Raw genomic sequence first — 18,912 nt, 5'->3', positions numbered from 1 at the left:
CAGGTGGCGCAATAGACGCGAACAGGGGGCTCGCGTCAAGGTCCAAAAACACGGTCGCGTCTGCACCGAATGCGAGCGCGTCCCCTGCCCGCTCGGGACAGAAAAAACGTTTTCCGTCAGAGGCTTGCCGAGTATATGGTCGCCCCCGGTGCCGCGTTCCGGGAATGCTCCGTTTGACAAAAGCCGGTTGAGCGGTAGCTTGGGGGCCATGAGCCCTTACGCTTCATATTGCCGAGGCCTGCGAAACGCGGGTTTACTCATCTGGCATTCCTAGCCCGAGTCAGCGACGCCGCGCGTCCCTGCTCGGGAGGCTGACTTATTTCCTGACCGCTTGACCCATCCTGTCGATCATTTCCCGGCGAAGCCTGCTTCGCTCCAGATAATTTTGAGAGTTCCCATGGCCGCCCCAGCCTCCGAAAACCGCAATGAACGTCGTCCGAAAATCGTCATGACGGAGGCCGATCACGTTCGGCTCACGCGTCTGGCGGAAGCCGCCGCGAGCCGGATGCCGGAGGTGTCCGATTACCTATCGGTGGAGCTCGRTCGCGCGAAGATCGTGCGTCGGGGGCAGGTGCCGGCGAAGGTGGTCACGATGGGCTCGACGCTCACATTTCGTGACGAACAACGCGGCCGGACGGAGCGTGTCACGCTGGTGTTTCCCGAGGACGCCAATATCGAGGAGAAGCGTATCTCGATCATGACGCCCGTGGGCGCCGCGCTGATCGGCCTGTCGGAAGGCCAGTCGATCACCTGGCCGAGCCGGACGGGCGAGATCCACCGGTTGCAGGTTCTGTCGGTCGAAGGGGCGCCGGCGGCGTGATGAACACCGATCCGCGAGGGACGAGACGATGACGGATATCAGGCGGATCGGCGTTGCGGCGCGTTATTGCGACATCGCCATCTTCGAAGGCACGGCGCATTTCTCCGGCTATGTTCCGGAGGAAAGCGTCGGCCAATCCGTCGAACGGCAGACCGCCGACGTTCTCGCGCAGATCGAACAATCGCTCGACGAAATCGGCAGCGACAAGTCGCGAATTCTGCACGCCACGATCTGGCTCAGCGATATGTCGTACTACGAGGCGATGAACCGGGTCTGGGACGCGTGGGTGGTGCAGGACCACACGCCCGCGCGGGTCTGCGTCGAGTCGAAACTCGCGGATCCCGATTACACGCTCGAGATCCGCGTGATCGCTGCGCTCGCCGACTAAAGGTCGGAACCGGGATCGCGCTTCTGCAGCATCCGACGTTCGTAATGCTTGGCGAGCCGGAGGTGGCGTGAGATCGCGTAGTTCATGGCCGTGAGAAAACCGTATGTGCCGCGAAGCGCATGGCGGCGACCGATATAGGCTTTCAGAAACGCCGCCGGAAGTTCGAAGAAGACGCGCCATGTGGGAATGGCGACGCCGCGGGCTTCCAGATCCCGCGCCTGCTGGTCGGAATAGCGATTGAGCTTGTCGAGCTGGTCGCCGAGCGAGCGTACGGAGCGGTGATGCACGATGCCGCGCAACTTGCCCACGCGAGTGCCGGCAGCAAGGTCGACCCGGTCATGGACCGGCGAGGAGGAATACCGCCCCCGATCCGCCCGGTAGAGCCGGACCGGAGCCAGCGAATAGGCCAGCGCGTGAGGTTTGGCCTCGCCGGGAAAAATTTCAGCGATGGGCAGGCGGTAGGCCTGCGCACCGGGCTCGCCGTTTGCGAACAGGGCCTCGATTTCGGCGGCGAGATCGGCCGGCAGCACCTCGTCGGCATCGAGATTCAGGAGCCACGGGTGCCGGCATTGCTCCTCGGCGAACCGCTTTTGCGGGCCATAGCCGGGCCAGGGATTTTCGATGACCCGCGCGCCCAGTCCGGCGGCGATGCTGCGCGTCTCGTCCGACGAGCCGGAATCGACCACCACCAGATCGTCCGTGAGATGGCGAACCGCCCGGATCGTCTCGCCGATCCGGTCAGCTTCGTTCTTGGCGATGATGAAGACGGAGACTGGGATCATGATCGTCGGGCGCTGCATTTCAGGCTGCCTAGCCTCCGGCGCCCGGGATGGCAAGGGGACGCCCTCCGCCCCCCAAGCCTTCCTAGTCCCTCAGGCCGCCTTGAGCAGTCCCTCGTTCACCAGCGCCTGCCGCACCCTCTCGCGGTTGCCGACCCGGTCCATGTAGGCCGCGACGTTCCCGAGGCCAGCCATGTCGATCTTCATCGGGCCGGTCCAGCGCAGGATGGTGAACAGATAGGCGTCCGCCACGGTGAAGCGATCCCCGACCAGATAGGAACGCCCGTCGAGGACCTCATTCAGATAAGCCAGACGACGGTTGAGATTGGCGATCGCGATGGTCTTGTAGGCATCCGGCGTGGCAGGATTGAAGAGCGGGCCGAAACCCTTGTGCAGTTCGGCGCTGATGAAGCCGATCCATTCGAGCACGCGGAAATGCTCCGGCGTGCCTGCCTCGGGCATGAGTCCGCTGCCCGGCGCCTGATGGGCGAGATACTGGATGACCGCCGACACCTCGGTGAGGATATCGCCGCTATCGAGCTGCAGCGCGGGCACGTAGCCCTTCGGGTTGATCTGCATGAAATCGGCCCCGGACTCGGTCTTCTTCGCCCGCAGATCCACCTTCTCGTAGGTGGCTGGCGAGCCTGCTTCCAGCGCAACGATGTGAGTCGCCAGCGAGCACGCGCCGGGCGAATAGAAAAGCTTCATGGGATATCCTCGTGATGTCGTCCAAGCGCGCGAGGCTAGAGCGGAGGCCGCGCGACCGCAACGTCATTCCGGAGGGCGCGGCCTCAAAGCAATTCCGGCTCGTCGATGCGCGCATGCGCCTTGCCGACGTGACGGGCCCGACTTGGCACCCGCAACTCGGCCAGAAGCGGAAAATGGTCCGACGCCACACGCGAAAGCACCGTTCGGACGGGGGCGGCGCTCATCACTTCAACCGAAGGGGTGACGAACATGTGATCGAGCCGAAGGACGGGGGCGCGCGTGTGGAACGTGGGCTGCGGCTCGCCCGCCGGGTTGAAGAGCTGCGCGTCACGCATGCGTCCGGCGAACAGCCGGTAGGATCGCGAATAGGGCGGCGCGTTGAAATCGCCCAACAGCACCGCCGGATCGGCGCAATCGGGATGGCCCATCCACTCRCCGCCCAGCAGGGCCGCGGCTTGCGCCCGCCGCTCGCGCGAGCGCAGCGACAGGTGCGCGTTGACGACCTGCACCGCGTGACCCTCGACGTCGATGGCGACCCAGAGGGCGCTGCGCTTCTCGAAGGCCGGTCCCGGCGACAGGCTCGGAAGCCTCCCGGCCTTCACGATCTGCGAGGGGTGCCGCGTGAGGATCGCGATGCCGTATTGCTCGCCGAGAATCCGAATCGTCGGCTGGAAGTGGAGTTCCATGCCGAGGCGATCCGCCACGATGGCGGCCTGATCCGCCCTGCCCTTGTCGATCTTGCCGACGCGCACCTCCTGCAGTGCCACGATATCCGCCTGGCAGGATGCGATCACGTCTCCGATCCGCTCGGGATCGATCTTGCGATCCGTCCCCAGCCATCGGTGGACATTATAGGTCAGGATCCGGAGAACCCTGCCGTGCTTTTCGGGATGCATCACTGATTAAGTCTGCCGGGCGAGAGGACGATTTTTGTGATCATACGGACCTGACGCCCGCGCACAACGAAGATCCGTTGCGCAGATGCGCTGGCGAGTGTGGTGGGACAATGGCGCGAGACGAGCAGGGTTCCGCCTTCCCCGCCCGGACCGTCAGCGCGACCTGAAGGCGGCTACCGTCCGCGTGGTCTCCCGTCGTCCACGAAAGCGTGAGCCAAGCGTGGCGGAACCACCTTGCCGGCGCCGCCGTTGATGAGCCACATGTTCGCCACAAAGTGTGACCCCGAGGCCACATGACGTTCCCGCCACAATTTGGCCATCCGGCCCACACGATCCAGCCACCGCATCCCGCTCAATCGAACACATCCACGTCGCGGCCCAAGGCCATGTCGTCGTCCCAATAACCAAGAAACGGTGAGTATCAACTATGCCTGCCCCAGCGTCCCCTCTCGCTTCCCTTCGCAAAACCGCACGTATCGCGGCCCTGTTGGTGCCCGTCTTTTTGGCCGGTTGTGTTTCGACCTCGCAAACACCGCCGCAAGGGATGGTCGCCCAGCCGGATCCGGTCTTCGCCGCCATGTACGGACCGCGTCCCGAGGAGAAATTCGACCTCCCGGCCACGGATCTCACGGGCATCGACACCGCCCTGCTGCGCCAGGAGGTGGCCTATCCGTCGCGCGAGCAGCCGGGCACGATCGTGGTCGATACGACCAACCGCTTCTTGTATCTCGTGCGTGAAAACGGCCGCGCCCTGCGATATGGCATCGGCGTGGGCAAAGAAGGCCTCGCATGGAGCGGCCGCGCCACCGTCGGCCGCAAGGCCAACTGGCCGAGCTGGACGCCGACCTCCGACATGATCCGCCGCGAACCGGAGCGCAACAGGAAGTGGGCGGGTGGGATGCCCGGCGGTCTCGACAATCCGCTCGGCCCGCGCGCACTCTATCTCTACGCGGACGGACGCGACACGCTGTACCGCATTCACGGAACGTCGGAGCCGCAATCGATCGGCACCGCCGTGTCGAGCGGATGTATCCGGTTGTTCAACCAGGACATCATCGACCTCTTCAACCGCGTCCCCGTCGGCACGCCGGTGGTCGTTCTCAACAACCGCATGCGGATGGAAGACCCGATGATGATGTCGTCGGCCGGACGCCCTGTCCAGGGCTACTAGGCCCGTTCATCGTCAGACGGAGACTGGAGCGGAGTCGTCCCTGACGGCTCCGCTTTTTCACAGAGCGGAAACCCGTATCATCAGCGGCCGCCCGCCGCCTCGAGCAGCGAGGCGATTTCCGCGAAGCCGCGGCGCCGCGCGTGTTGCAGCGGCGTGACGCCATCCTTGTCGGGGATATTGGGATCGGCCCGGCCGTCCGTCAGCAACAGCCGCACGATCTCCTGATGCGGCGCTCCCCCGTCGCTCAGTACGACGGCTTCCATCAGGGCCGTCCAACCCAGTCTGTTGACGTGGTTGACATCGATGTGAGTGCGCAGCAATTCCCGGACGGTTTCCACGTGGCCGCGCTCACATGCGGGGATCAGCGCCGTGCCGCCATAACGGTTGGTGCTTGCAAGATCCGCGCCGTGCGCCAGCGTCAAACGCAGAATCTCGATATAGCCCCGCGCCCCCGTCAGCAGATATGCGCTGTCGCGCTGTTTGTCCTGCGCGTTCACATCCGCCGCTGCCTCAATGAGCCGACGTGCAACGGCCACGTGGTTCCCTTGAGTGGCGGCCAGCAGCGCCGTGCGCTGCGCGTCGTCGCGCGCGTGGACATCGGCGCCTTTTGCAAGGAGCTCGCCCACCGATCTTTCGTCCCCTCGCCCGGCGGCTGCGATCAGCATATCGTCATCGGTGGTCATGGCCCGCACCCCTGTGGCGAACAACGCAAGACCCAGGACGATCAGTGCGCCTTTCAATATTTTTCCGGGACTCATCGGCAATGACTTCCTCAGAATGGAATGCGCGAACCGTCCCAGGCGATGAGATGCCCGGTATCGGCCGGCGTCAAGCCGCCCAGAACCATCAGCATGTGCCGCGCGGAATCGCCTGGACGAAGCAGGTTGCGGGACGGCGCGCCACCGCGGAAAGGCTCGCTCAAGCGGGTCTCGACCGTGCCGGGGTGAAGYGCGACGCAGATCGCCTCGGGCTTCTGCCGCGCGAGTTCGATCGCGGCGGTCCGCACGAATTGATTCAACGCAGCCTTCGCGGCGCGGTATCCGTACCATCCCCCGAGACGGTTATCCTCGATGCTGCCGACCCGCGCCGATATCACCGCGAAGACGCTGCGGCCGGCTTTCGGCAGGAGCGGCACGAAATGTTTGGCGACCAGAGCCGGCCCGATCGCATTGACGCGGAAAGACCGCGCAAGATTGTCCGCATCGAGCTGGCGGTAGGTCTTCTCCGGCTGCATCGTGGCGTCGTGCAGGAGGCCGGTGGCGACGATCACGAGCCGGACCGGCGCTCCCGCCGTCAGACGCGAGGCCGCCGCCGAAATGCTGGCTTCGTCTTCGATATCGATTCGCGCTTCACCGCTACCGGACCGCGATAGCGCCACGACATCGACGCCGTCCTGCCTGAGGCACCTCACGAACGCGGCTCCGATGCCGCCCGAGGCCCCCACGACGATGGCCCTGAAGGGCCCGTCGAGATCGTTCAAGAACGCCAAGGCGTCACCTCCGACGTGAAATCATGCGGCGGGACAACCGCCCCCCGAGGCTGCGCGCGCGACGGCGAAATCAGCTGCGCGGCGAATTGTTGCCGCAGAAATGCGGCGTGTTGAAATTCGAATTTCCACACTTGTCGCACGCCGTCGTGAGCAGACCGAGGCCGATGACGGCTACAATTCGAAGGATGCGTTTCATCAAGGGCTCCTGATGCCGTGGGCACCGAAAGGATCGGGTGATCGGGGTTGATCGCGCCGTGACGATTCAGTTTTTGGTGATTCGCCAGATCGTGTTCGACAGGTCGTCTGCGACGATCAACGCACCGCGCGGATCGACCGTTACCCCCACCGGTCGTCCACGTGTGTTGCCGCTGTCGGCCAGAAAGCCGGAAACAAAATCAACCGGGTCACCGGCCGGACGGCCGTTTCGGAAGGGCACGAAAACGACCTTGTAGCCGACGGGAACGCTGCGGTTCCAGCTGCCATGTTCGCCGACGAACGCACCCTCGGAAAAATTCCCGCCCATCGTCGAGGTTGAGAATGCGACACCGAGCGCGGCCACGTGCGAGCCCAGGCTGTAATCAGGACGGATCGCCGACGCGACCTTCCGCGGATCTTGCGGTTGCGCGCGGGGGTCGACGTTCTGGCCCCAATAAGAGTACGGCCAGCCGTAGAAGCCGCCCTCACGCACATTTGTCAGGTAATCCGGAACGAGGTTGGGACCGATTTCATCCCGTTCATTGACGACCGCCCAGAGCTGGCCGGTTCCGGGCTGAATGGTCAGAGCCGTCGGATTGCGAAGACCGGTTGCAAAGGGCTTGTGGGCTCCCGTCTGGGCATCGATCTGCCAGACCATGGCCCTGTCGACCTCGGCATCCATCCCCCGCTCGGTGATATTGCTGTTGGATCCGATGCCGACGTAGAGGAAGCGGCCATCGGCGCTGGCTGCCAACGCCTTCGTCCAGTGATGATTGRTCGCGGAGGGCAGGTCCGCGACCTTCGTCGGCGGCCCGCTCGCCTCGGTCTGGCCGTCTCGATAGTCGAAGCGCACCAGCGCATCCTGGTTGGCCACGTAAATGGCGCCGTTGACGAGCGCGAGACCATAGGGCGCGTTGAGTTTGTCGGCGAAGATGCCTCGTGCATCGTAGGTGCCGTCCCCATCGCTGTCGCGCAACAACGTCAGCCGGTTGCCGCCTCCCACCGAACTCTTGCCGAGGCCCTTGATGAAGCCGGCAATGAAGTCCTTGGGCCGGACCGTAGGCGCACTTCCCCCCGTGCCCTCCGCGACCAGAATGTCGCCGTTGGGAAGGACCAGTGTCTGCCGGGGGATCTTGAGATCCGTGGCGATGGCTGTAATTTTGTATCCGGACGGCACCGTCGGGAGGTCATTGCCCCAATTCAAAGGTCTCGGGATCGTCATGCTCGGCAGCAGGCCCCGCACGGGTTCGGGCAGTGTCGGATTTGCCCCGTATTGCGCCGGATCCGGGTCGTTGCCGCAGGCGGACAGGACGAGGGCCGTTGCCCCGATCAGAAGCACCGAGCGCATCATCGAACCTCTCCGTCACGAAACCCGGAAAAGCCGATCCAGACTGCAACGACGGCCAGGAGCGTCGTGATAGCCGAGAGATAAAGCCCTCCCGGCATTGTCGCCGAGGCATCCTTCGCGTGGACGAGAGCGTTGACGAAGCCGAGCACCCACATCGCGAGAAGAACGACGAAATACAGGATCGGCCGCCGATTTTGCGCGGTTTGCCTTCGGAAGAGGCCGAACGCCGCCCAAAGAACGACAAAGGCTCCAACGAAGAGGCCACCGGCGATCAGCCACGAGGAGAAATTGGCCCATTGCACGTGGAAGCTCGACCAATAGGCGAGGTCGCTGATCAGGCCACCGACGAAAAGGGGGATCGTAAAGGCCAGAAGAGCGGCATGAAGCGGATGGAGCCGCCTCGGCGTGCCGGACACGATCGAAACCACAGCTTTTCCTCTTTGGTTCTTATCACTGCGAGTCTGACTGCCTCAACGTTAGCGATGAACGCGTCGGCAGTCGATATGTCTCAGAGATAAGGTTTTTCAGAAGCTGCCTACGCTGGGTGCCAATGCTTACCGCGCCGTCTTGCATGCAGAGGCCTGCGCTGCAAATCCAGGCACTCCCAGTGGCTTAGAGCGCGAGGACTTGCGAAATGCCGCAACTCACATATCGAGGTTCGCCGATCCCGTGGAGGACTGAGCAAAAAGCCAAAACTGCCGGAAATGGAAGAATGGTGCCCAGGACTGGAATCGAACCAGTGACACTGCGATTTTCAGTCGCATGCTCTACCAACTGAGCTACCTGGGCGGACACGGGCGGCCTTGCGGCTGCGGGCGTCAGAGGCCGGTTGTATAGTCAGAGCCGCGACGCATGTCCAGCGCTGTTCGGCGACAAGTCTGAGGAAAAAAGCGCTTTATTCCGGGAGGTCGCCGTCGTCCTTGGCCTCGTCGTCCTCCACGGCGGGAATGGCATAACGCCCCGTCAGCCAGCGGTTGAGATCCACGTCGGCGCAGCGCTTGGAACAGAACGGCCGGTAGGCCACCGTCGCCGGCTGCCCGCAGGTGGGGCATTTTTCCGCCGGGATGACCGGGTCGTTCTGGTTGGCGGGTTTTTTCGGGGGCTTCATCTCAGGCCGCATTCAGCCAGCTGAACCGCACGGGGTATCCCTCCCCGTCGAGCAGCGCCACCGTCTCGTAAAGCGGCAGGCCCACGACGTTGGAATAGGACCCCACGAGCTTGATGACGAACGTCCCGGCGAGGCCCTGGATCGCGTATCCGCCGGCCTTGCCGCGCCATTCGCCCGACGCAAGGTAGCGCTCGAACTCGTCCTTCGACAGGCGTTTGAAGCGCACCCGCGTTTCCACAAGGCGCTCGCGGATGGTGTCCTTGGGGGTCACGAGACACACGGACGTGTAGACCCGGTGGGCGCGGCCGGAGAGCATGCGCAGGCAGGCGGCCGCCTCGTCCACCACCTCCGCCTTGGGCAGGATGCGCCCCCCCGCCACCACCACGGTGTCGGCTGCCAGGATGAAAGCCTCTCGCAGGCCCTCACTATGACGCGCCGCCTTGCGGGCGATCTCGGCTTTTTCGCGCGCGAGGCGCTTGGCGAGCTGGCGGGGGTTTTCGGATTTCAGCGGCGTCTCGTCCACGTCGGCGGGCAGCAGCGCGTCGGGCTCGATACCGCCTTGCTGAAGCAGCGCCAACCGTCGCGGCGAAGCCGAGGCGAGCACGAGTTTGGGCCGCCAGCTCGACGGTGCCATCTCTGATGAGGACGCCACGATATTCTCCAACTCTGGTTTTGTACCAACAACATAGGGCTGCGACGGCGGAACGCCACATTGTTCCCGTGGGAAAGCTTTAGGGAAGCGGGGGCGCGACCGGGCTCGGTTCGGGAGGCGTGGGGTTTGCGTGAGCGCGCTCGAGGCGCCGGTAGCGCATCATGCCGAGCGGAATGGTCCCCAGGAACAGGATCGTGATGGCAGTCAGCACCTCGAAGGGAAAGCTCACCAGAAGGCCGAAGCCCGCCACCGACAGCACGAAAATGGGCAGGACCCAATGGCGCGGCACGGATTTGCCGAGGGTCTTGCCGGAATAGACCGGGATGGTCGAGACCATCAGGAACGCCAGGCCAAGCAGGTAGACCAGCACCACCGGGGCGGCGTTGGTCATGGGAACGCCGAGAAACGACAGGTAGAGCGGCAGCAGCGACGTGACCGCGCCGGCGGGCGCGGGCATGCCGGTGAAGAAGTCCTTCTGCCATTCCGGACGGTTCGGATCGTCCATCATCACGTTGAACCGGGCAAGGCGCAGCACCATGGCGATGGCGAAGACGAGGACGGCGATCCAGCCAAGCGATTTCAGGTCGTTGAGGACGAAGCTGTAGAGAATGAGCGCGGGCGTGACGCCGAAATTGACGAAATCGGCGAGCGAGTCGAGCTCGGCTCCAAAGCGCGACGTGCCCTTGAGCAGTCGGGCGATGCGCCCGTCCACCCCGTCGAGCACGGCCGCCGCCACGATGGCGATGACCGCCGGCTCGAACCGTCCCTCGAAGGCCAGCCTGATGGCCGTGAGCCCGAGGCAGAGGGCGATCAGCGTGATGATGTTGGGGACGATGACCCGGAACGGCACGGGCTTGAACAGACGCTTGCGCGGTTCATCCGGGTCCGGGGCGAAGGGGGGAAAGAGATCGCTCATGGGTTAGTTCTAGGGGCTGGTCGCGGGAGCGGCAAGGACGCCGCGGCCCGTAAACCGCCCTACCCGGCCCGGAACTGGCGACCGGGCTCCTTCGCGTCGAGATCCGCCAGCACCGTTTCGCCGGCGATCGCCGTCTGCCCGAGCCCGACCAGGACCTGGGTGGAGAGCGGCACGTAGATGTCGAGCCGCGAGCCGAAGCGGATCAGGCCGAAGCGTTCGCCGGTGCTGAGGCCGTCTCCCGTCTTGACGAAGGAGACGATGCGGCGGGCGACGAGTCCCGCGATCTGCACCACGCCGATCTTGACGCTGCCGGTATCGATGACGAGCGCATTGCGCTCGTTGTCTTCGCTCGCCTTGTCGAGTTCCGCATTGAGGAAAAGACCGGGCGTATAAAGGATCTGGGTGATGCGGCCGGTGACCGGCGAGCGGTTCACGTGGCAATCGAACACGTTCATGAAGACCGAGATACGGGTCATCGGCTCCTGCGGCAGGTCGAGCTCGACGGGCGGCACCGCTGTTGTGATGAGGCTCACGCGGCCGTCGGCCGGCGACACCACGAGACCGTCGCGGAGTGGGGTCACGCGGGGCGGATCGCGGAAGAAATAGCACACCCACACGGTGAGGATTCCGCCGATCCAGAACAGCGGCGACCACAGGCTGCCGAGCAGAACCGTTGCCACCAGTGCGATCAGGATGAAGACGTAGCCTTCCTTGTGGATCGGAACCACGATGCGGCGGATCGAGTCGAGAATGTCGCTCATGATGTCGTTTGGCCCTTTTGCGATGAGGGGGGATGGCAGGGGCAGAGGCTTCCGTCAAGCGGGCGCGCGACCCGCTGGCATTCCGGGGAATGACAGGGAGGTCGCAAACGCTCGCTTCGCCCTCAGATCGCCGGCGCCTCGAGCTCGCTGCGTTCCTCTTCTTCGGTCCGCTTGAGGGTTTCCCGCGCCTTCTCGGCCTCGCGCTGGCGGTTCCACATGGCCGCGTAGACGCCGCCGGAGGCCAGCAGGCTCGTATGCGTCCCCCGTTCGACGATCTGTCCATGATCGAGAACGATGATCTCGTCAGCGCCGATGATGGTGGACAGCCTATGCGCGATGACGAGAGTCGTCCGTCCGCGGCTGACACGGTCGAGCGCGTCCTGAATTTCTTTCTCGGTGAAGGAATCGAGCGCCGAGGTCGCCTCGTCGAGAACGAGAACGGGCGGGCCTTTCAGGATCGTGCGGGCGATCGCGACGCGCTGCTTCTCGCCGCCTGACAATTTCAGGCCGCGCTCGCCGACCGGCGTCTCGAAACCTTCCGGCAGGTAGCCGATAAAACGGTCGATCTGCGCGAGGCGGGCCGCTTCCTTGATCTCTTCGGCGGCGGCGTCCCAGCGGCCGTATTGCACGTTGTAGCCGATGGTGTCGTTGAATAGCACGGTGTCCTGCGGGACCATGCCGATGGCCTTGCGCAGGCTGGTCTGCTGAACGTCCGCGATGTCCTGCCCGTCSATGAGGATGCGTCCGCTCGAGGGCTCGTAGAATCGAAAGAGGAGCCGCGAGATGGTCGATTTTCCCGCACCCGACGGACCGACGATGGCGATGGTGTGGCCGGCCGGGACCTCGAAGCTCACGCCCTTCAGAATCTCGCGCTCCGGGTTGTAGGCGAAATGCACGTCGTCGAAGCGAACGACGCCTTGCGTGATGTGCAGCGGCTTGGCGTCCGGCTTGTCCTGGATTTCGGGATTGCGGTCGAGAATCTTGAACATGTCGTCGATGTCGATCAGCGCCTGTTTGATCTCGCGGTACAGCATCCCCATGAAATTCAGCGGAATGTAGAGCTGCACCAGCATGGCGTTGACGAGCACGAAGCTGCCGATGGAGACGCGGCCCGCCACGATGTCGCGCGCCGCCAGCACCATCACGATGGTCATGCCGATGGAGAAGATCACCGCCTGGCCCGCGTTGAGAACGGCAAGCGACGTGTAGGTCTGGGTGGAGGCTTTCTCATAGCGCTCCATCGAGCGGTCGTAGCGGATCGCCTCGCGCGCCTCGGCGCCGAAATATTTCACGGTCTCGTAATTGAGAAGCGAATCGACCGCCTTGGTGTTGGCGTCGGTGTCGGATTCGTTCATGCGGCGGCGGATCGAAATGCGCCATTCGGTGGCTTGGTACGTATAGGCCAGATAGACCACCACCATGGCGAGAACCACCGCCGAATACGTCCAGTCGAATTCCCACGCGAGAATGCCGAGCACGAGGCCGAACTCGAAGATGGTCGGCAGCAGCGTCAGCACCACCAGCCGCGACAATTCCTCGATCCCCTCGCGGCCGCGCTCCAGCACGCGGGTGAGCCCGCCGGTCTTGCGCTCGAGATGGAACCGCAAGGAAAGGCGATGCATGTGCTCGAAGGTCTGGAGCGCGAGCTTTCGCACCGCATGCATCGCCACTTTGGCAAACAGCCCGTCGCGCATTTGCGTCAGCACCGCCATGAGCACGCGGGTGAGACCGTAGAGGATCGTCAGCAGGATGGGCGCGCGCCAGAGCCAGTCGCCGGCCGTGGCGGCCTGCGTGGCAACATTCCCGCCGCCGCCCGACACCGCCACCAGCGCGTCGGTAGCCCATTTGAAGGCAAACGGCGTCACCATGGTGATGCCCTTGGCGACGAGCAGCAGGCCGAATGCCATGAAGACACGCCGCTGAAGATCCGGGCGTCCGTGGGGCCACAGATAGGGCCACAATTTCGTGACGGTCGCCAGAAGGCCGGGAGGGTTGAGTGCGTCCGCGGGTTTTGCGGGCGCCGCCGTTGGCGGGGACATGGTCTTTCAAATCCGTTCTTGAAACATGGTGCCGACACCTGTGAGGCGATCGTCGGGCGACATCATGCCAGTCTGTTGGAATCGATTACGTTTGGTGAGTCTGGGCCGATCAAGGCCTGACCCATCGAGGTGCCGGCCCTGCATATAGGCGATCCCGGGCGGGAATTCACCTGCGATCTCAGGCGCTCAATTGGTGTTCTGGGCGTCGTTGTTCGGCAGCACGAAAATCTGGCCGGGATAGATCAGGTTCGGATTGCGGATCTGGGTCTGGTTGGCGCCGTAGATGACCGTGTAGCGGTAACCGCGGCCATAGATCCGCTGGCTGATGCGCCACAGRCTGTCGCCCCGCGACACGATGGCGGTGTCGATATTGGGAATCACCACGGTGTTGGGCGGCAGTTCCGGGGGCAGAGCCGGCGCCGCCGCCATGCGACCGGGGCTCGCGGGCGCCGACGGGGCCGAAGGCGACCCGACCGCGGGCGCCGCAGCGCCGTTCTGGGCCGGTGGAGCGGCTTCCGCCACCAGGGCCGGGACGCTGTAGCCGACTTCGGCGCGGGACTTCACTTGACCCGAAACGGGGTCCACCTCATCGAGGCGGACGCGGTATTCGCCCGCCTTCACGCCGCTCGCGATGGCAAACGACAACTTTCCGTCGCCGCCCGCGCCGCCGGGAGCGATGAAGCTCTCGTTGAGATAAAGCCGGACCGTGGCGCCCGGGGCGGCCTCGCCCGAGACGTAGAGTTTCCCCTCCTCCGATTCGACGCTCATGATCTTGATGTCGGCCCGGGGTGTGGAGGTCGAAGGCGGCGGCGTGGCGGGTGCGTTGCCGTTCGGCCCGGCGCTTGCCTGTTGCTGCGGCGCGGGTGATGGCGCGGGAGCAGCCTCGGCGGCCTTCGCCGGAGGCGCCGGCTCGGGATTGGAAAGGACGACGGTCGGCTTGTCGGGGGCGGTCAACGCCACCAGCGGACGGGTCGAGCCGTTGATCTCGACCGTCACCGATTCCTTCGAACGTTGGCGCTTGCCGTCAGGAGCGATGGATTGCAGCACGATCTTGTGGGAGCCGGAGGGCAGCGGCGGTGGCGTGAACGCGAAAAGACCGGAATTATCCGCGACCGCGCGGGCATGGACCTGGTCGTTGCGAAGCAATTCGATGGTGGCGCCGGGGGCGGAACGGCCCGCGATGACGCTGTCGCCATTCGGCTCGACCCGGACGACGTCGAAGCTCGGTGCGATCGCCTCCCCGGTGGCAGGGGGAGGTGCCGCTGCGGCAGCAGGCGTCGGTGCGGGGGGCGGYGCCGCCGACGCCGGCGCGGCCGCTTGCTGGGCTGCCGTTTGGGAGGCTGACGGAACGGGCGTTCCGGCGGCCGGATTGGGCGAGGCCGGTTGCGACATTGTCACAGGCGCAGTATCTGAGGTTGGTCGCCCCAACAGATTGTCCCAGTTGAGTACGCCGAGCAGAACCACCACGACGGCAATTGCAGCCGCTCCGATGATCACGATATTCCCCGCAACGGGTCTTTCGATTGCCATGACGCCTTTTCTCGAACGGGCACTTTCGTTCATTTAAACCGTTTATCTTTCAAAAGGCTACGGCCATAAGGATTAATAATAATGCCCTACGACTTGAGCCGGAAAGCCATGCAGATCGACACGCAAACCCTGTCAGACATCAAATCCGTTTGCGTCTATTGCGGCTCCGGATTCGGCGACGATCCGGTTTTTGCCGAGACCGCCGCGACGCTGGGCCGACTCATGGCTGAGGGCGGAATCAAACTGGTCTATGGCGGCGGAAATGTGGGCCTCATGGGGACCATCGCCCAATCGGTTCTGGACCACGGCGGCTATGTGACCGGCATCATTCCGGATTTCCTCAAGTCGCGYGAAAAGCTCCTGGACGACGTTCAGGAAACCATCGTGGTTTCCGACATGCATACCCGCAAGCGTCTGATGTTCGAGAAAGCCGACGCCTTCGTCGCGCTGCCCGGCGGAATCGGCACGCTGGAAGAACTCGTCGAGCAGATGACCTGGGCCCAACTCGGTCGCCACACCAAGCCGATCCTGATGCTCAACACCAAGGCGTTCTGGAAGCCCCTGCTGACGCTCTTCGCCCATATGCGCGACCAGGGCTTCATCCGCCCCGGCCTCGAACTGGGCTATCTCGTGGCGGAGCGGGTCGACGACGTGCTGCCGATGCTCGACGCGTTCGCGCGGCGCGTCGGGGTGGTGCGCAACGATGCGGAAATCGAAGCGAAATTCTAGCCGTCGGCCCGGGAAACTCGCTACTCCCTCGTGGCATCCTGAGGCGGTTGTCATGACGAACCGCCCCGCTACCCTGCAGCGGCATCTCCTGACCGTTTGAGACAGTGGAAACTGTCCGCATCAGCAGAAGCGGGTTCGGGAAGATAAGGCGGGGGGCATTCGCGTTGCCCAACAGTCGTTTTGCGACATCCAGACTGGACGAGATCGAGGATGTCGTTTGCAACATCGTAACGCCGCACAAGCTCGTTCCGACGGGCCGGGGCACCGAGGCTCACGCCGAATTCGAACATTACGGCCAGAACGATCTCGGTCTCTTCCACATCCGCTACGGTCGCAGCCTCTCGGTCGAACTGCTCGGGGATCACATCGACAATTTCGTGACGTTCGTCATGTCCACTTCGGGGAAGGGTCACCTTCGCTTCGGCGGCGAGGAATTGCCGCTGTCGGCAACCGATGGACTGATCTTTCGGCCGGATGTCCCGAAGACCATTCACTATGGCAGCGATTCGGAAACGCTCGCGCTGGTGATCGATCGGAACAAGATCACCGATTATTGCAGGCGCCTGCTGGGCTGGGACCGCGCCGCGGCGCTTGATTTCGAGCCCGCCTTTCGCCTCGACGACGCCGCCGGGCGGCGGTGGCTGCGGCTACTTCATTATGCGGAAGCCGAAGTGAGCGACCCGAATTCCATGGTTCATTTCATGGATGCCGCGCGCAAGCGCCTCGAGGAGATGCTGATGACGGGCCTCTTGCTCGGCCACCAGCATAACCTGACCGACGCGTTGCTGAAGCCGCAATCGACCGCGGCGCCGCACTATGTCAAGCACGCGGAGGATTTCATCGAGCACCATTTCTCGCGCCCGATCTCCCTCGCGGACATCGCGGCGCATGTCCGCGTCAGTGTCAGAAGCCTGCAGAACGGCTTTCAGCATTTCAGAAACACCACCCCGATGGCATTCCTGCGCTCCGTGCGTCTCTCGCGGGTTCATGCCCGCTTGCGGGAGGCCGATCCGACGACGACGAAGGTGACGGAAATCGCCGTGCAATGCGGTTTCAACCACATGGGACAGTTCGCCGCCGCGTACAAGCAGGCATTCGGCATCCATCCGAGCGAAACGCTGCTGAAGAAGGTCTGAATCGCGCGGCCCAGCGAGAGCGAATCACTCCACCGCGCCGCTTCTCAAAAGTTTGTAGACGATCGAATCCGTGAGCGCCTGGAACGACGCGTCGATGATGTTGGGAGACACGCCGATGGTCGTCCAGCTTTCGCCGTCTCCATCGGTGAATTCGATGAGCACGCGCGTCACCGCGTCCGAACCGCCCTGATAGATGCGCACCTTGTAGTCGGTGAGCTCGAGATCCTGAATGAGGTCCTGGTACTTGCCGAGATCCTTGCGCAACGCCACGTCGAGCGCGTTCACCGGCCCGTTTCCTTCGGCTGCCGAGATCAGCACCTCGTCGCCGACGCGGACTTTCACGATGGCTTCCGACGCCATCACGAGTTCGCCCACGGCGTTGTAGCGGCGCTCCACATTGACCGAGAAGCGCTCCACTTGGAAGAAGGCCGGCACCTCGCCGAGCATCCGCTTCACCAGCACGAAGAAGGACGCGTCCGCGCCCTCGAAAGCGAAACCCTCGGCTTCCTTGCGCTTCACTTCCTCCAGCACGCGCGACACGCGCGGATCGCCCTTCTCGAGCGTGAAGCCGAGCCGCTTCAGTTCGGAGAGCACATTCGATTGCCCGCCCTGATCCGACATCAGGACCCGACGCACATTGCCGACGGTTTCAGGCTCCACGTGCTCGTAGGTGCGCGGATCCTTCAACACCGCCGAGGCGTGGATGCCCGCTTTCGTCGCGAACGCGCTCGCGCCCACGAACGGCGCGTGGCGGTTCGCCGGCCGGTTGAGGATTTCGTCGACCTGCCGCGACATGTGCGTGAGCTGGCCCAGCGCCTCGTCCGTCACGCCGAGATCGAAGCGTTCGGAATATTGGTCCTTGAGTTTCAGCGCTCCGATCAGCGTGACCAGATTGGCATTGCCGCAGCGCTCGCCGAGTCCGTTGAGCGTGCCCTGGATGTGGCGGGCGCCCGCTTCCACGGCCGCGAGCGAATTGGCAACCGCGCAGCCGCAATCGTCATGGGCGTGAATACCCAGATGGGAGCCGGGCACGACCTTCGCCACATCCGCGACGATCGCGGCGATCTCGTGCGGCATGGTCCCGCCATTGGTGTCGCACAAGACGACCCAACGCGCGCCGGACTCGAAGGCGGCCCGTGCGCAATCCAGCGCGTAATCGCGATTGGCCTTGTAGCCGTCGAAGAAATGCTCGCAATCGAGCAGGACCTCGCGGCCCTTTTCGCGCGCCGCCGCGATGCTCTCGCGAATGCCCGCGAGGCTCTCTTCCGTGGTGCTCTCCAGCGCCACGTGAACGTGGTAATCCCATGCCTTGGCGACGAAACAGATCGCATCCGCATCCGCTTCGAGCAAAGCCGCGATGCCGGGATCGTTGGAGGCGGACCGCCCTGCCCGCTTGGTCATGCCGAAGGCGCTGAACCGCGCGTTGATGACGGGTTTGTCGGCAAAGAATTTCGTGTCGAGCGGATTGGCGCCGGGATAGCCGCCCTCCACGTAATCGATGCCGATCCTGTCGAGCAGGCCCGCGATATTGCGCTTGTCCTCCAGCGAGAAGTTGACGCCGGTGGTTTGCGCGCCGTCGCGCAAGGTCGTGTCGTAGAGATAGAGGCGTTCGCGGCTCATGACGGCTCGCTCCCGTCAGTGGCGGCGACCAGCACCTTGTCCATCGTCGTGTTGGCGAGCCATTCGTCGCCGATCGTCACCGTGTTGCGGCGTTGTGCCTGGAAGCCGCGCTTCTGGAAGAACGGCATCGCGGTGTCGCTCACATCGGCGGTCAGGCGCTGCGCGCCGCGCGCGGTGGCGAGCTTCTCGATGGCGTCGTAAAGCATGGTGCCGACGCCCTGCCCGGCGACGGCCGGATGAACGAAAAAGAAATCGAGATGCGCGTTGTCCTTCAACGACGCGAAACCAAGCGGCGATCCCTCCATCGTGGCGACCAGCGTCAGCGATTCAGACAGCCGCCTGGCGAACGTCTCGTCATCGGCCCGCGACGCCCAGGCCTCCTGCTGCGCCTCGCTGTAATCCTCACCCGTCAGTTCCTCGATGCTGGCGCGAAAGATTTCGGCGAGCAGCGGAACGTCCGCCGGGAGGAACGGGCGAAGGCCCGGTTTGGGAAGAGATTGGCCCATCAGACGAAGTCCTTTCGGCAACACGCGCGTTTCCCGAGAGCGCGCCCGCCATATCGGGGCGTGAGTTCGCTCACCTTCAACACACGCTCCGGCGTCATGGCCGGGCTTGACCCGCGTACCC

Annotated in this window: 21 protein-coding genes and 1 tRNA gene; 5 read left to right on the top strand and 17 right to left on the bottom strand. The window is 64.1% G+C overall.

Going from position 1 to position 18,912, the window contains the following annotated elements; translation table 11 throughout:
- Positions 1-397 precede the first annotated feature (397 nt).
- Complete coding sequence (gene rnk, locus AC1DVM_RS18240) at positions 398-820, top strand: nucleoside diphosphate kinase regulator (protein ID WP_477256696.1); 423 nt, start codon at positions 398-400, stop codon at positions 818-820.
- Between the two features lie 28 nt (positions 821-848).
- Positions 849-1,208 (top strand): RidA family protein, encoded by a 360-nt coding sequence (locus tag AC1DVM_RS18235; RefSeq protein ID WP_477256694.1) that lies wholly within the window; start codon positions 849-851, stop codon positions 1,206-1,208.
- Here the strand turns inward: AC1DVM_RS18235 and AC1DVM_RS18230 are convergent.
- From AC1DVM_RS18230 to AC1DVM_RS18220, 3 genes are all read right to left on the bottom strand, one after another.
- Positions 1,205-2,008: a glycosyltransferase family 2 protein gene (locus tag AC1DVM_RS18230; RefSeq protein WP_477256692.1), complete on the bottom strand. Its 804-nt coding sequence runs from the start codon at positions 2,006-2,008 to the stop codon at positions 1,205-1,207. The genes AC1DVM_RS18235 and AC1DVM_RS18230 overlap by 4 nt on opposite strands.
- A gap of 72 nt (positions 2,009-2,080) precedes the next feature.
- On the bottom strand, positions 2,081-2,695 hold the full coding sequence (gene gstA / locus AC1DVM_RS18225) for a glutathione transferase GstA (protein ID WP_477256690.1): 615 nt from the start codon (positions 2,693-2,695) through the stop codon (positions 2,081-2,083).
- Between the two features lie 83 nt (positions 2,696-2,778).
- A complete protein-coding gene (locus AC1DVM_RS18220; RefSeq protein WP_477256699.1) occupies positions 2,779-3,591 on the bottom strand; it encodes an endonuclease/exonuclease/phosphatase family protein in 813 nt (270 codons plus the stop codon).
- Positions 3,592-4,018: 427 nt separating this feature from the next.
- Here AC1DVM_RS18220 and AC1DVM_RS18215 point away from each other — a divergent pair, with 427 nt between their 5' ends.
- Positions 4,019-4,762: a L,D-transpeptidase gene (locus AC1DVM_RS18215; RefSeq protein ID WP_477256688.1), complete on the top strand. Its 744-nt coding sequence runs from the start codon at positions 4,019-4,021 to the stop codon at positions 4,760-4,762.
- Positions 4,763-4,842: 80 nt separating this feature from the next.
- On the opposite strand, the gene AC1DVM_RS18210 is transcribed toward AC1DVM_RS18215, so the two are convergent.
- The 12 genes from AC1DVM_RS18210 to AC1DVM_RS18155 all read right to left on the bottom strand — a co-directional run bounded on the left by AC1DVM_RS18210 (position 4,843) and on the right by AC1DVM_RS18155 (position 14,800).
- Positions 4,843-5,520 carry an ankyrin repeat domain-containing protein gene (locus AC1DVM_RS18210; protein ID WP_477256686.1) on the bottom strand — a complete coding sequence of 226 codons (678 nt, stop codon included), beginning with the start codon at positions 5,518-5,520 and terminating at the stop codon, positions 4,843-4,845.
- Positions 5,521-5,534: 14 nt separating this feature from the next.
- A complete protein-coding gene (locus AC1DVM_RS18205; RefSeq protein ID WP_477256684.1) occupies positions 5,535-6,251 on the bottom strand; it encodes an SDR family NAD(P)-dependent oxidoreductase in 717 nt (238 codons plus the stop codon).
- A 70-nt stretch (positions 6,252-6,321) separates the two neighbouring features.
- Positions 6,322-6,447 carry a hypothetical protein gene (locus tag AC1DVM_RS18200; protein ID WP_477256676.1) on the bottom strand — a complete coding sequence of 42 codons (126 nt, stop codon included), beginning with the start codon at positions 6,445-6,447 and terminating at the stop codon, positions 6,322-6,324.
- A 66-nt stretch (positions 6,448-6,513) separates the two neighbouring features.
- The gene (locus AC1DVM_RS18195; protein ID WP_477256671.1) at positions 6,514-7,797 is read right to left on the bottom strand and encodes a PQQ-dependent sugar dehydrogenase; all 1,284 of its coding nucleotides are present in this window, start codon (positions 7,795-7,797) and stop codon (positions 6,514-6,516) included.
- On the bottom strand, positions 7,794-8,222 hold the full coding sequence (locus AC1DVM_RS18190; RefSeq protein ID WP_477256669.1) for a DUF2231 domain-containing protein: 429 nt from the start codon (positions 8,220-8,222) through the stop codon (positions 7,794-7,796). Before AC1DVM_RS18190 ends, AC1DVM_RS18195 begins: the two co-directional genes overlap by 4 nt.
- A 285-nt stretch (positions 8,223-8,507) precedes the next feature.
- Positions 8,508-8,583 (bottom strand) — tRNA-Phe (locus AC1DVM_RS18185).
- A gap of 106 nt (positions 8,584-8,689) precedes the next feature.
- Positions 8,690-8,902, bottom strand: a complete 213-nt coding sequence (yacG, locus tag AC1DVM_RS18180) for a DNA gyrase inhibitor YacG (RefSeq protein WP_477256667.1) — start codon at positions 8,900-8,902, stop codon at positions 8,690-8,692.
- 1 nt (position 8,903) lies between these two features.
- Complete coding sequence (locus AC1DVM_RS18175) at positions 8,904-9,536, bottom strand: Maf-like protein (protein WP_477256697.1); 633 nt, start codon at positions 9,534-9,536, stop codon at positions 8,904-8,906.
- 97 nt (positions 9,537-9,633) lie between these two features.
- Positions 9,634-10,470 carry a CDP-diacylglycerol--serine O-phosphatidyltransferase gene (gene pssA, locus AC1DVM_RS18170; RefSeq protein WP_477256665.1) on the bottom strand — a complete coding sequence of 279 codons (837 nt, stop codon included), beginning with the start codon at positions 10,468-10,470 and terminating at the stop codon, positions 9,634-9,636.
- A 59-nt stretch (positions 10,471-10,529) separates the two neighbouring features.
- Positions 10,530-11,231: a phosphatidylserine decarboxylase gene (locus AC1DVM_RS18165; RefSeq protein ID WP_477256664.1), complete on the bottom strand. Its 702-nt coding sequence runs from the start codon at positions 11,229-11,231 to the stop codon at positions 10,530-10,532.
- 122 nt (positions 11,232-11,353) lie between these two features.
- On the bottom strand, positions 11,354-13,270 hold the full coding sequence (locus AC1DVM_RS18160; RefSeq protein ID WP_477256662.1) for an ABCB family ABC transporter ATP-binding protein/permease: 1,917 nt from the start codon (positions 13,268-13,270) through the stop codon (positions 11,354-11,356).
- Between the two features lie 186 nt (positions 13,271-13,456).
- Positions 13,457-14,800, bottom strand: coding sequence for a LysM peptidoglycan-binding domain-containing protein (locus AC1DVM_RS18155; RefSeq protein ID WP_477256660.1), 1,344 nt, complete (start codon positions 14,798-14,800; stop codon positions 13,457-13,459).
- Positions 14,801-14,881: 81 nt separating this feature from the next.
- Between AC1DVM_RS18155 and AC1DVM_RS18150 the strand changes: the two genes are divergently transcribed.
- Both AC1DVM_RS18150 and AC1DVM_RS18145 read left to right on the top strand, forming a co-directional pair.
- Entirely contained in the window at positions 14,882-15,529 is a 648-nt protein-coding gene (locus AC1DVM_RS18150; RefSeq protein ID WP_477256658.1) for an LOG family protein, read from the top strand.
- A gap of 164 nt (positions 15,530-15,693) precedes the next feature.
- Positions 15,694-16,665, top strand: coding sequence for an AraC family transcriptional regulator (locus tag AC1DVM_RS18145; RefSeq protein ID WP_477256656.1), 972 nt, complete (start codon positions 15,694-15,696; stop codon positions 16,663-16,665).
- A gap of 24 nt (positions 16,666-16,689) precedes the next feature.
- Here AC1DVM_RS18145 and cimA read toward each other — a convergent pair whose 3' ends face one another.
- Positions 16,690-18,285: a citramalate synthase gene (cimA, locus tag AC1DVM_RS18140; protein WP_477256654.1), complete on the bottom strand. Its 1,596-nt coding sequence runs from the start codon at positions 18,283-18,285 to the stop codon at positions 16,690-16,692.
- Positions 18,282-18,791, bottom strand: a complete 510-nt coding sequence (locus AC1DVM_RS18135; RefSeq protein ID WP_477256652.1) for an N-acetyltransferase family protein — start codon at positions 18,789-18,791, stop codon at positions 18,282-18,284. Before AC1DVM_RS18135 ends, cimA begins: the two co-directional genes overlap by 4 nt.
- Positions 18,792-18,912: the final 121 nt, after the last annotated feature.

The organism is Microvirga sp. P4_A5, from assembly GCF_056402495.1.
Note: the sequence above shows the minus strand (reverse complement) of the source record. Positions and strands in the feature narration are given on the sequence as shown.